General features: G+C 38.8%; 12 protein-coding genes. 9 read left to right on the plus strand and 3 right to left on the minus strand.

The window, feature by feature from the left end; translation table 11 throughout:
- Window position 1 precedes the first annotated feature (1 nt).
- Window positions 2–211, minus strand: a complete 210-nt coding sequence (locus ACDG22_RS03975) for a Sec-independent protein translocase subunit TatA/TatB (protein WP_270231003.1) — start codon at window positions 209–211, stop codon at window positions 2–4.
- Window positions 212–442: 231 nt separating this feature from the next.
- Between ACDG22_RS03975 and ACDG22_RS03980 the strand changes: the two genes are divergently transcribed.
- From ACDG22_RS03980 to ACDG22_RS04015, 8 genes are all read left to right on the plus strand, one after another.
- Window positions 443–2,095 (plus strand): DUF6377 domain-containing protein, encoded by a 1,653-nt coding sequence (locus ACDG22_RS03980; protein ID WP_270231004.1) that lies wholly within the window; start codon window positions 443–445, stop codon window positions 2,093–2,095.
- 251 nt (window positions 2,096–2,346) lie between these two features.
- Window positions 2,347–2,712 carry a hypothetical protein gene (locus ACDG22_RS03985; RefSeq protein WP_270230878.1) on the plus strand — a complete coding sequence of 122 codons (366 nt, stop codon included), beginning with the start codon at window positions 2,347–2,349 and terminating at the stop codon, window positions 2,710–2,712.
- Window positions 2,706–3,038: an IS66 family insertion sequence element accessory protein TnpB gene (gene tnpB, locus ACDG22_RS03990; RefSeq protein WP_148330882.1), complete on the plus strand. Its 333-nt coding sequence runs from the start codon at window positions 2,706–2,708 to the stop codon at window positions 3,036–3,038. Before ACDG22_RS03985 ends, tnpB (ACDG22_RS03990) begins: the two co-directional genes overlap by 7 nt.
- Window positions 3,039–3,129: 91 nt before the next feature.
- Window positions 3,130–3,807 (plus strand): hypothetical protein, encoded by a 678-nt coding sequence (locus tag ACDG22_RS03995; protein ID WP_370858785.1) that lies wholly within the window; start codon window positions 3,130–3,132, stop codon window positions 3,805–3,807.
- Between the two features lie 19 nt (window positions 3,808–3,826).
- A complete protein-coding gene (locus ACDG22_RS04000; protein WP_227994625.1) occupies window positions 3,827–4,195 on the plus strand; it encodes a hypothetical protein in 369 nt (122 codons plus the stop codon).
- Between the two features lies 1 nt (window position 4,196).
- The gene (gene tnpB / locus ACDG22_RS04005) at window positions 4,197–4,541 is read left to right on the plus strand and encodes an IS66 family insertion sequence element accessory protein TnpB (RefSeq protein ID WP_370858786.1); all 345 of its coding nucleotides are present in this window, start codon (window positions 4,197–4,199) and stop codon (window positions 4,539–4,541) included.
- Window positions 4,542–4,627: 86 nt separating this feature from the next.
- Entirely contained in the window at window positions 4,628–6,409 is a 1,782-nt protein-coding gene (gene tnpC / locus ACDG22_RS04010) for an IS66 family transposase (protein WP_370858787.1), read from the plus strand.
- 144 nt (window positions 6,410–6,553) lie between these two features.
- A complete protein-coding gene (locus ACDG22_RS04015) occupies window positions 6,554–9,034 on the plus strand; it encodes a family 78 glycoside hydrolase catalytic domain (protein WP_442439630.1) in 2,481 nt (826 codons plus the stop codon).
- A 562-nt stretch (window positions 9,035–9,596) separates the two neighbouring features.
- Here ACDG22_RS04015 and ACDG22_RS04020 read toward each other — a convergent pair.
- Both ACDG22_RS04020 and ACDG22_RS04025 read right to left on the minus strand, forming a co-directional pair.
- Window positions 9,597–10,223 carry a response regulator gene (locus ACDG22_RS04020; RefSeq protein WP_177593478.1) on the minus strand — a complete coding sequence of 209 codons (627 nt, stop codon included), beginning with the start codon at window positions 10,221–10,223 and terminating at the stop codon, window positions 9,597–9,599.
- Window positions 10,220–12,088, minus strand: a complete 1,869-nt coding sequence (locus ACDG22_RS04025; protein ID WP_177593480.1) for a tetratricopeptide repeat-containing sensor histidine kinase — start codon at window positions 12,086–12,088, stop codon at window positions 10,220–10,222. Before ACDG22_RS04025 ends, ACDG22_RS04020 begins: the two co-directional genes overlap by 4 nt.
- Window positions 12,089–12,333: 245 nt before the next feature.
- Between ACDG22_RS04025 and ACDG22_RS04030 the strand changes: the two genes are divergently transcribed.
- Window positions 12,334–13,059, plus strand: coding sequence for a hypothetical protein (locus tag ACDG22_RS04030; RefSeq protein WP_177593482.1), 726 nt, complete (start codon window positions 12,334–12,336; stop codon window positions 13,057–13,059).
- The last annotated feature ends 130 nt before the right edge of the window (window positions 13,060–13,189 follow it).

Here is a 13,189-nt window from a genome sequence, read left to right on the forward strand (position 1 = left end):
CTTATTTGGATTCTGTCGTATCTTTTATTTCTATATCTTTATTGATATCCTTTTCTATTCCGTTTACTCCCTCTTTGAAGTTTCTGACTCCTTTTCCTATGCCACGCATAAGTTCTGGAATCTTTTTACCTCCAAATAGCAATAAAACTACAAATGCAATGAGAAGAATCTCTGAAGTTCCTATTGAACCTAAAAAAAGTAATGTGTTCATAATATTATTTTTTATTTTGTTTGGTTTCTCAAAAATAGTGAATGATTATATGCGTATTTACTTTTGAATGATAGTTGTAGATTATTATTTTCTTTTATTTCTTGATTATTAGTTGGTTTGCTGTTTTGTGATGAGAGAAAAATGTAGATGCGTTAAAATATATATATCGTGTTTTTATTGGTGTTTGGGAGAAAATATATATATTTGGCAGGGTTTGTAATACTGAAAAACATGAATTGGGAAGAACACATACGGGAAAGCATCTTTTTTATTATATTATTATTGGGGAACACTTTATCGGGATATGCTGATATACCTTTGGAGCAACTGGTAGATTCGCTGAATGTTGTATTGGATAACAAACAAGTATATGTGGAAAAAAAAGAGCAGAAGATACAGGCTATCAAACAATTGCTTCAAGAATCGAATATTTCTATTTTACAAGAATACGACTTGAATGACAGGCTATATTTAGAATATAAAAAGTTTAATGTGGATTCTGCGATGCATTATCAGCAGAGAAATATTGAAATAGCTTTGGCACTAGGAAAACATGAGGACGAACTCACTGGAAATCTTAACCTTTCGATACTTTATTCGATGTGTGGGAAGTATAGGGAAGCGGAAGATATCTTAAAAAGTATCTCTATTCCGGAAAATTTAAAGCATTTGTATCCTTATTACTATGAAGCTTATCGATGTTATTGGGAATATTATGCAATTTCTACGTCAAATAACCAATATGCTGCTAGATATGAGCAGATTTATTCGGATTCGATTTTAGCTACAGCCTCTCCTGATTCTTATCTTTATAAGATTCATTATGCAGGTTCTTTGTCGAAAACAGATCCAAAGAAGGCCCAACAGATACTGTTGGCATTGCTTGCAACGGAGGAGTTGGGCTCTCCCGAATACGCTATAGTAACTTGTTATTTGGCGGGACTGTACGGGAATATGGGAATTCTTAAAAAGGAAAAGGAATATTATCTTCTTTCTACCATTGCCGATTTGCAGAATGCTACACGTGAGAACTTCTCCATCCAGTGTTTGGCAAATATTGCTTATAAGGAAAAGAATATAGACCTGGCATATAAATACACCCAATCTTCGATAGATGATGCTATGGCTTCGAATATCCATTTTAGAGCTGCACAGATGTATCATTTTTATTCTGTCATTAATACTTCTTATAAGATAAAAGCGGCTAAGGTGAAGTCGAATTTGTTGGCTTATCTTGCAGTAGCTTGTTTTCTTGCTGTGTTATTGGTGCTTCTGCTTGTTATCATTTATTATCAGATGCGCAAAACGGTACGGATGAAAGAGGCTTTGTCTAAGAGTCATAAAAAGCTAAAGGAGCTGAATGAAACATTGAATGAGATGAATCAGGAATTAAATAAGCATAATGATTCGTTAATGGAATTGAATGAGGTAAAAGAGAAATATATTGCCCAATTCTTTGAGTTATGTTCCGAATATATAGATAAAATGGAAATCTATCAGACTGAGATTTATAAACTGACTATTAATAGACATTATGAAGCATTGCTGAAACGATTGAAGTCGACCACGTTTATCGATAAAGAGCTTGATTCACTTTATATGCATTTTGATAGTATTTTCCTGAGTCTGTACCCTAATTTCCCTGATAAATTCAATGCTTTGTTGGAAGAGAAAGAACGTGTATTTCCTAAATCTGGACACTTGTTGAATAAGGAACTTCGTATTTATGCTTTGCTGCGTTTAGGTGTTACCGATAGTGCGAAAATAGCAGGCTTTTTACGTTGCTCCATGAGTACAATTTATAATTATCGTACAAAACTTCGGAATAAGGCTCTAGGAAACCGAGATGAGTTTGAAGAAAAGGTATTACAGATAGGTAAGTGAGCTTTACTGCATAGGGATTGGAGCGGTAAATTTTCTTTTTTACATTAGACATTATATAGATTAATTTGTTATATGACTCATTTTGTGTCTGATTCTGAAGTTGTGTAATCCACAAGCAATAAGAATCACCATATCTTCGAAACCGAATTTATGGCATCTGAATCGTTCTTTGAGTAAGCTTCCAAAATTGGCGTATTGACTAGCATGTCTCTTTCGCATACCTTCGTGCTAAACTTAAAACTCGAAAGATTATGTTTAGCGAAAAAGATTTTGAAAGACTGTGGTTCCTCTACAAAACCGAGGGTGAGCCCAATGGAGTTTCCATCAACTCGTCCTGCATTGGCAACAATATTCCATACACGGCATTCTATGACTGGTTCAAGAAGACACAGAAAAAGGTTGTACCTGTAGAAGTTGAAGGAATTCCGGAAGAGCTGATTCGGACAGGTAATGAAGAACGACAGGAGGTTGCTAAAGACAAGCCCAAACGTACAACTCCCCATAAAGGAAGCATTATGGTGACGATAAGAACTCGTGAGGGCTTGTGCATACAGAAGAAAGGCTTAGACTATCAGGGGCTGAAAACACTGGTAGGGAAACTGGAGGGCTTATGCTGAGCATCAACGGTCTTCACAACTTCTACTACCTTCCTGAGCTTCACGATATGAGATGCAAGGCTCAGCGTATATGCGAGATAATCCGAGGTCGATACCACCGTGATCCATTGAATGGTGATGTTTACATGTTCATGTCTAAAGACCAGCGCAAGGTTCGTATGATACACTATGAGCGCAATGCCTACTACCTTCATGAGAAGTCTTTCATTAAGGGCTATAAGTTCATGAAAATAGAGCGCAAGGACGATGTGACAGTATATAAAATAGACTGGAAAGACCTGGTCACGATACTTGAAACTCCAGTAATAACGAGTATAAGAATTTAAAGATAAAACTCTGGCAATCAGTGATAGAAGTTCTCTAAATATTTGTATATCTCATTGAAAATGAGTATCTTTACATAAAATATCAGAGAACATGGAACTGGAAGAACTCATAGAAAACACACTCAGACGCAAGCATCTTGAAGAGATGATGAACAGACCCGAAAAGGAGCATACACCCCTTGAAGGTATGGATAATGAGCAGATAAAGAGGTTCGCCCTGTTCCTGTTTGAGGAGAATCAGAAAAAGAGCAGGCAGCTTGATGAAATGATAGCACGACTTGATGAAATAGGAAAAGACCTGAAGGAAGTCAAACGTGAGAATGCCTCTCTTTTGAAAGCCTTGCTTGAGGCAAACAGCAATGCGGAGAAGGTTGTTCTTGAATACAAACTTCGCGACAAGGAATACAGAAAGCTTGAGAAGAAGTATAATGCCCTTTTAGAACGTCTTTCCATTATGAATACCCAGGCCTATGCCTCTTCCGGAAGCCTCAAAGGTATTGACCGTAAAAGGGTCGTAAAAGGGAAGCATGATGACAAGGATGATTTTGACGGTACTCCTACTGCTCCATCAGGCGAGGTTCCACAGCCGGACTCTTCCGCATCATGCGGCACGCAGGATACTCCGAAGGCTTCCCTTTCCAAGGAAAGACCATACAGGAAAGGAATGACATACAATAAGGCTTGTGTAGGTACACCGATTATACACAAGGTAACCATTCTATTTTCCGCCTTGACACGCATGTTCCCTAAACCTACCTTTGCGCCGTAACCCTTAAACAACAATGATTATGGCAAAAGAAAAAGTAAACTACCAGGAGGTATATGACCTCTATCAGTTATGCAGTGAGACCAAGGATCTTCGTGAGTTCTGTGCGGATTATGGAGTAAATTACGACAAGTTCATGAACTGGCAGCGTCATCAGCTATGGAGCGAAAAGTTAGGCAAGACAGTTCAGGTTGAGCAACCCAAGGTTGCCAAAGTCCGGATAACCGGCAAGCCTTGCAACAGTCCAACCGTAAAGTTGGAGGTGAAACAACCTGAAGGTGAATCTCCTATAAGATGGGTTAAGCTGCAATTGACATCAGGTGCCACACTGTTCCTGAGAAACACCACAGTTCTTGACTTGAGCCTGTTGCTTAATAAAATGATAGGATGATATGCTTGGACTGAGTGCTAACCTGAACTATTACCTGTTTAACGGTAATGTGGATTTGCGGAAAGGAATCTTCCGCCTGTGTGAGAGTATAAGGGAAGAGATGTCACTTGACCCGAGCGATGCATCCAATGTATATATGTTCATGTCCAGGAACCGGAAGGTCGTTAAGATACTTCATTATGAACGCGGATTTTATGTGCTTTACGAGAAACGTCCTGTCATGGGAAAGTTCAAGAAACCTGTGTTTGATGAAGTTTCCAAATGCTACCGGATACAATGGTCGGACATGACCTATCTTACTGAAAGTATAGTAGTTGACAAGATGTACGTCAGTCCGAAAGATTAATATTAATACATTGATTATCAACAAAATGATACAAAATAAACGATAAAGAGTTTGCGTAACTGCCTGATTTTTCGTACCTTTATATCATGATTGATGAAAGGGCATACGAGTTACTTTGCTGCCAGCTGGGTCTGGCGAATGAGGAAAAGGCAGGGCTTCGCAAACAAGTAAACGAACTGATTGCGAGGCTTAAGGCTATTGAAGAATCAAACAAAGAGAACTCCAAGGCTCTGGTTGATACAATCAATGACCTCAAAGAATCCCTCGAAAAGCAATCGAGTACGGTTGAACATTACAGGAAAGAGATGGAACTTATGAGAAAGCAGCTTGAGGCAAAAGACGAGGTGAACATGATGCTGGCAAATGAGATATCCAATCTCAGGCTTCAGCTTGAGGGCAGCAGGAAACACCGTTTCGGCCGTACCTCAGAGCAAAGAAGGCTGCTGAACAACCGTAACATCGACAAGTCTGCAATGGAGAAGTCCGAGTACGACGGTTCTGGCAAGAAAGGTGATGATGATAATAAGACCGATGGTAACGGTACCGGCAGCAATACCTCTTCCGGTAACGTACCTGCACAGAACTGCAGGCCTTCAAGGAAAAAGGAAACTGCTCCCCGTGCAGCAAAGACCAGGCTGAAGGTGGATAAGGTAATTGTTCATGAAATAGAAGACTATTACCAACTCCCGGATGGTGCAAGGCTTATGAAGCGTAACGGAATGGCTGATGTGTGGGAATACAGGTTTATAGAACATGTGCGTGCTCATAACGTGGAGCATGTGTACAAGGTGGCAAGGGTAAAGCTTGCAGACGGCACTTTCACTAACACGATGGAGCATCCCTTGAAAAACCTTGGAGGAATCTTTTCCCCTGATTTGCTTGCCCGTCTGCTTTGTCTGAAATATGACTTCAGTATGCCTGAGAACAGACAGATAAGACTGCTTGCAAGAGAAGGCATCCACATAAGCAACACCACGCTGAACAGCTATATCCATAACGGAATCTCCAGACTTAGGGAGTTTATGGAAGATGTCTTCAAGGAGTTTGTACAACAGGCAAAATACCTTATGGTTGACGAGACGACCGAGCTTGTCGGAGTTGAAACACCGGAAGGCAAGGCTTACAGGAGAAAGTATTTATGGGCTTTTTTTGCAAAGCATGTCAAGTTGGTTTACTATCATTACAATAACGGCAGCAGAGCCTCTGATGTAGCAAAGACCTTCCTTGAACATTTTATGGGATCTGTATCTACAGACGGATATACGGTTTACAGGATGTTCGACGGAGAAGACTCAAAGGTGCTTCATATAGGATGCTGGACACACTGCAGGAGGCTGTGGGTCGATGCCTTGCCATCAGACAGAACTGCGATGGATATAATAGACCCTATCGGTGATATGTTCAGAAATGAAGACTTGTTCCGCACAATGAAACTCAGCGGTGAGCAGATTAAGGAAAAAAGACTTAAGCTTACGAGACCTATTCTTGAACGTATCCATCATAAGGTGGTCATGATGATGCAGGATACCAAACTCATGGCAAACGAACTGATGAGAAAGGCTGTGAACTATACGATAAACCAGTGGAAATCCCTGAAAAATATCCTCAAGGACGGTTCTGCGGAAATATCGAACAACCTCTGTGAGCAAAGGATGAAACCTGTAAAGCTGCTGCTCAAGAACTGTATGAACATAGGCAGTGAGGATGCAGCAGGAAACTCGGCATTCATCTTTTCTCTGATAGAAAGCTGCAAGCTTAATGATATAGCCCCTCAGGATTACCTGAAGCACTTGTTTGAATGTATTCTTCATGGTAAGGACTGCGACAAGAAGGTCCTTCTGCCATGTTTTTATAAATCGGAATGTTAAAACTAAACTATTTTCTTGCGGACATTTTTATTTTATCGGCTGAAAAACAGCCGATAAAATTGTCGTGGCGGAAAATAGAATGGTTACAATGGAAGCGCTGACGTTTGGAAGTCAGGAAGAAATTTTTCCGAACAACAGTTAAACATTAAGCCACAGGGATTAAAATTGAAAGCAGGAAAAGGGTATTGGTGGCGTGTCCGTATTTGGGATGCTAATAATAACGAAACATTGTGGAGTGAACCTGCTTATTTTTCTTTGGGGCCAGATTCTTCACAATGGAAAGGCAAATGGATTACATCTGAATGGAAAGATAAGTCTCCACTTCCTTATTTTCGTAAGATCTTTAATATTTCGAAAATCAATGCCCAACCTGTTCGGGCTGTAATTTACTTATCTGGATTAGGGTGTAGTGATTTGTTTTTTAATGGTAATCGAGTGGATTCAACTCGTGTTCTTGATCCAGCACAAACTAATTATGAGCATTATGCTTTTTATAGTACGTTTGATGTTACTTCATTATTGAAGAAAGAAAATAACTGCATAGGTGTGATGCTTGGAAATGGGTGGTATAATCAAGATTTGGTTTGGGGGCCGAACTTCAGCTATGGTAAACCAATTTTATACGCTCAATTAGATATTACTTATAGTGACGGTTCTGTTCTGACTGTTGCAACCGATGAGAGCTGGGAATGGGCTCCTGGTCCTATTTTGAGTTCAAATATTTATGCTGGGGAAGTTTATGATGCTAATAAAGAGATTGAAGGATGGGCTGAGGCTGAAACTGTATTTGATGGTTGGAAACATGCTTGTATAGCTTCTGGAATTATACCAAAACGTCTTGATCCACAACTTGTTGAACCGATTCGTATGCAAGAAACTATAAAACCAGTTAAGTTATGGCAGACACCATCCGGAAGTTGGATATTTGATTTTGGAGTTAATGTAGCTGGGATTCCGTTATTGGAAGTTGAGCAGCCACAAGGTACGAGACTTAAGATGAGAATGGGAGAGTTGCTTAATCCTGACCGAACTATTGATTTTAGTACAACGGGTGTGGCTGCAACCGGTGTTATTCAGACAGATGAGTATATTTGTGCAGGAAAGAGAAAAGAACGGTGGACTCCACGTTTTACTTATCATGGATTCCGATATATAGAACTGTCTGGTATGAAAGATAATCCTGAACTTTCTTGGCTTAAAGTTGTTACGGTATATACTGATGTTGAAAAGTGTGGATCATTTGAATGTTCTGATTCTACGATTAACCGTTTGCATAAGATGGCTATTCGCACAATGCTTAGTAATATTCATGGTCTGCCGACAGACTGCCCTCATCGTGAACGTTGTGGTTGGTTAGGTGATGCTCATGCTGTATTTCCTTTTGAAAACTATAATTATAGCATGAATAATTTTTGGATGAAATATATGGAAGATATTAGTTCATCTTCATCTGTATTTTTAAGAAATACATTATATCAAAAGCTTTATAATTCAGAATTCTATTTTGCAGATAAACAATCAGGTATTCCATTTATGATTTCTCCGGGACGTCGGTTATGTGGTGTAGCATCTCCAGATTGGGGGACGGCAGTAGTTCAGATTCCGTGGAATATATATATTTATTATGGTAATAAGGAAGCTTTAGATATTTATTATGATAAGATGAAGTTGTGGGTGAACCATGTAGCGAATTTAGCTGAAAATCATATTGTTCCTTACGGACTTGGGGATTGGTGTCCACCAGGGGGTAATTCCAATATTGATTGTCCTATTCCGTTGAGTTCGACAGCTTTTCATTATCATGATGTTGATTTGTTGACTCAATCTGCAGTAGTATTGGGAAAAGTAAATGATGCTATTAGATACACGACATTGCGGGATAGTATAAAAACTGCTTTCATTGAAAAATTTTATGATAAGGAAAGTCATACATATGGTAGTCAAACTGCTAATTCAATGGCTTTAGATTATGGTTTAGTACCTGTTGGGGAGGAGAATGCGGTGTCTGATGCAATTGCATATAATATGAAAGAGCAACATAATAACTTCTTTTATACAGGAATCTTCGGACTAGGAAATATAGGAAAGGCTCTTTCGCGTTATGGGAATCCACAGATTGCATGGAATGCATTTACTAAGAAAGGAGAATATAGTTTCTCGTGGATGTGGGAGAAAGCTGATGCTACAACTCTTTGGGAGATTTTACCTACTAGCACTGCTAGCATGTCTGTTGGAATGAAAGCTTCTTTGAATCACCCAATGCAAGCTATATATGATGTTTGGTTTTATGAAGATATTTTGGGAATTCGTCCAGATGTTTCAGGCCCTGGGTTTAAAATAATTCGTTTTAATCCAACAATGACTTCTTATATGGAGTGGGCAAAAGGCTCTGTTGAATCCCCTTATGGAACGATATCAAGTAGTTGGAGAAATGAGCAAGGAAAGTTGAATTGGAAAATCAGAATTCCGGCTAATTCATCAGGGTTAGTAGCTTTGCCTGCAAACAAAAAAATTATAGTTAATAATATGAGATTAAGTTCTTTGTCTTATCCTGTTGTTGAGGAAAGTGAAAACTATGTATGGTATCATTTCCCATCAGGATTATATAATATGATAATTGAATAAAAATAGTGTAAAGTTGAATTGTATCATACGTTGTTTTGCTGAGGCATATTAGCTAAGAGATGGAAACACATCCGTTTCGATGAGCGTAAAATTATAATATTTTAATGAGAATTCAATATAGGTAAATAAAATTAATATAGTAATAAGCATTTTGAATATTGGATTATGATATTAAACAAATGTTCTTAAAGTATAAAGTTACAGATATTTGCTTTATGATAGATGATTGGGTTCTGATGTGGAAGTTATTTCTCCACAATCATTGCGTGAGCAAATAATAAAGAGTATACAATGTTTGTCTGCAATGTATCTTTAACTATATGTACTAAATATATTCTCCTGAAAATGAGCGACTAACAAATCCTTCTAAAATAACGCCTTATTATGGATTATTTTTGTACAAATTTTTAGAAAAATTCTCGAAGATTTGGGCAAAAGATGCTGATGTTTTTTTAGAAATAAAGTTTATTAGGCATTTTCCCTTTCGCACCCTTCACGAAGTCTTGCAGACATGAGTCAGCAAATAATATTTTATGATATGTGAAGGGTGTGAAAGATGCAGTTAGAATATTTCTTTTCCTTTATATACGAGCTCTGCTACATTTTTTGCTTCCAGTTTTTCCATCAGACGTTTCCGGTATGTTTGTATCGTATTTGTGCTGAGGCACAGCAGGTCTGATATCTCGGAAGTGCTGAGACCTTCGGAGAGATAGGTGAGCACCTCTTTTTCGCGTTTTGACAATTCTGGTATTTTATGTAAGTCAATATTTATCTGTTTTTTATGAAGAATGGAGAATACTTCGCTGAAATATTTATGCCCAAGTCTGATTTGATTGATAGCTTGCTTCAGTTCGCTTGTACTTGCATTTTTTGATACGGCTCCTGATATTTCTTCTTCTGCTAATTTAGCTATAACCCATGGCTCTTCATGCATGGTATAAATCAGAATCTTGCAGTCGGGCATTTGTTCCTGCAAAAGATGAATAAGCTGAAAGCCGTTTATTTCAGGAAGTTCCAGATCGATAATGCAGAGATCGAAACTTTCGGCGGATATTGTTGGCAGTAGATTCTCCATGCGAGTTATGCTTTTGCATAGTATGTTGCTTTGCTGTGAAGCGATGCTCACAATGCCTTCTGCTACAATCGGATGATCGTCGACAATCAGTAACTTGTATATATCTGGATTCATTTTACTTTAAATTGTAGTGTGAATATATTGTTGTTCTCAGACGATTCTCTTTGGATAGTACCGTCGATTGCTTTGGCACGGTCGTTTACAGTCCGAAGTCCTATTCCTCTGCTGTTTGCTTTATGAGGGGTAGTTACGGTACCATCGTCGGTTATTTTCAATGTATATTGCTTTTCGTGCTCAGAATAAAGGCTGACGGAAATGCAGTGTGCATTGGCGTGTTTGACAATATTCATGGTGATTTCCTGAACTATACGGTATAATTCATATGCTGTTTCATTCGGTATCGGGTTGCACGAACCGGATGTATATGTGACTTGTATGCCTGTGTTTTCACTTAACTTCTCGGCATATTGATATAATATTTCATCCAGACTTAAATGCTCAAATTCGGGAGGCATCAGCTCATGGGAAATATTACGTACATTGTTTCTTACCTCTTTGATGAGCGTACCTAGTTCCTGTACGTTGTCAGAATTTGTGGTATTCTCTATTTTCATTTGTAATCCTAGCAGATCGTTGGCAATGCCGTCGTGCAACTCTTTGGCAAAATATTTGCATTCTTCTTCCAGGCCTTCTATGTAGCGTCGCGCTGCATTCAGCTCATTTTCCTGCTGGAGCAGTTTGATCTTTCTTTCTGCCATTCGTTTTTTGTAGTGTAATGTCAGTATAACTATCAATACGATAACCAGCAGGCATCCGACGCATACGGAGGCTTTGAGCAGGAAAGCTTGATGTGCCAGTTTCTCTTGTTCCAGTTTGCTGATTTGCAGCTCTTTTTCCTGAGTTTGGAACTTGACATTAAGTTCTGCCATTTTCTGAGTCAGATTATGCTGCGCTAGCGTGTCTGTCCACATACGTGCGCTGTCCATGTATATATATGCCAGTTGCTTGTTCCCTACTGCATCGTAACATTGGGCTATTTGTGTCAGTAGTGTTTTGGGTTCGCTGCCTGTGTTCCTTTTACGCAGCCACAACAGATCTTGAAGGGCTTTTGCATAGTTTCCCCTTTTCATCTCCATACTGGCACGTACCTGAATATAGCCAATGGCTGCGATTCCGGAAGATGGAATTTCTTTCAGAAGCTTGTCGCCAAGCTGAAGATACCAGTTTACCGAATCTGCTTGCTCTTTCTTTTCGAATATTCTTAATAATGAGGGCATACATCTTATTTTCCATGTCGTGGAGTTATTGCCGGCTTGACTGGCTATTTCCCAGGCTTTTCGGATTGAATATTCTGCTTCGTCCAGCTTGTTTACTTCAACTTTAATGCCGCTACGAAGCTGCCAGGTATGGAATGCTACAAATATGTCATTGCTGTCTTGTGCATGCTGGGCGGCCAGATCTGTATATTTTTCGGCTTCGTTTAACAGACGTATGTTGAAATAAAATATAGAAACGTTGTTGTAAATATGTGTAATCCATCCTTCGTCTTTGTATTTTAGGGCAGCATCGAGGGCCTTATTGTAGTAGTAAATGGTTGAGTCGTTCATGTGCTGCCGGCGATAAAAGATAGCAAGGTCATTGTATACGCTGATGTGTTTTTCCAGATCTTTGATTTGTGGCAGATAAGGAAGAACACTTTTTTTCATGTCGAAGGCTTCGTCATCTTTTCCTACGTACGACATAAGGGTAGCTTGTTCGTTCAATAGGATGGGGTATACAGGAGATTGTTTTGCTTCGGGCATGGCAAAGGCACTGTCGAAAGTCTGCTGGGCTTGATCAAGTTTACCTTTTTCCATTAAGCTGGCTGCACGTTCATATAACCTCATCAGCAATGTGTCGGCTGGTATTGTTTCTGAATGGAGCGGACAGATTCCCGATAATAGCAGTATTAACAGTAAATAGCGGTATATTTTTTTCATAGTGTTTAGCCGTGAATGTTCTGAGAGCAAATATACGGCTTTTATTTCCATTATTTCTTTATCAGGAAGAGATAATGGCTTTTTACTTATAATTTAAAAAATAATCACCTTTTTAGGTGACAAATAGTAATCTGTTTTATTTGTTAATTTGCAAAAGCAGCAATAAAGAGAAGTTTGCTTGCTCAATATGGAGCGGGTGAACCGGGGTGGGAAAGCTAATAACATAAAAATAAAGGCATATGTATATGAGAGTATTAGGAACAACAGCGTGTTCTATTGTTGCATTGATTTTATCTTCTTGTGGTGGAAGTACATCTTCTTCGGAAGGTATGTTGGGTGAAATTCCTGCATATTATGAAAAGCAGGGATTGGATTTTTGTGCTCAGGTATCAGAAATAGGTAAGGCAAGTGGGTATTCGCAAGATCAGGAAACAGTTGAGAAAGTGGTTAAACTGGCAATGGATCTTTCGGAGAAAAGCAAGGAAGAAGGAAAGACACTGGCTGATAAGTTGATTGGGAAGGTTGTAAGTTATCAGGAAACGGAGGGCTTGCCTTATAAAGTTGTATCGGATGTAACTATTACGGATATTGAATTACCTTCTTTTACTTTCAATTCGTTCATGTTCGACGAACTGAAAGTTGAGCTGAAATATCAGGTTGTTGCTACGGAAGACATATCAGAACGTTATCTTTTTACATATTGCTTTGTAACGGATACGGAAGGAAATAATCTGGATTGTGCCTCGTTTACCGGAAAGGCTGAAGGGAACCCTATAGCCGCAGGTGATACGGTAACGGTTGCTGATGATATTAAAATAGCAATGGTATCTGCTGATGTCTTGAATAAATTTCACACTTTGAAATTTGTTTCAGAAGCTACTTATGAAGAACAGCGTGAAACTATTAATAAGCAGATGGAACAATGGATTAAGGAGTATGAAACGAAAATGACTCCGGAAGAAAAACAGTAATGACTGATAGAAATATTGGGGCTTTGGAAGAAGCCTGAATGTCCTTTTTATTTAAAAATGGTTGTAAAAAACCCCTTCACATTAGCTTGACTTTGGAGTGTAAAGCTAAGTGAGGGGATTATTTTTTTTA

It is taken from the genome of Phocaeicola coprocola (assembly GCF_041333015.1).
GTDB classification, from domain to species: domain Bacteria; phylum Bacteroidota; class Bacteroidia; order Bacteroidales; family Bacteroidaceae; genus Phocaeicola; species Phocaeicola coprocola.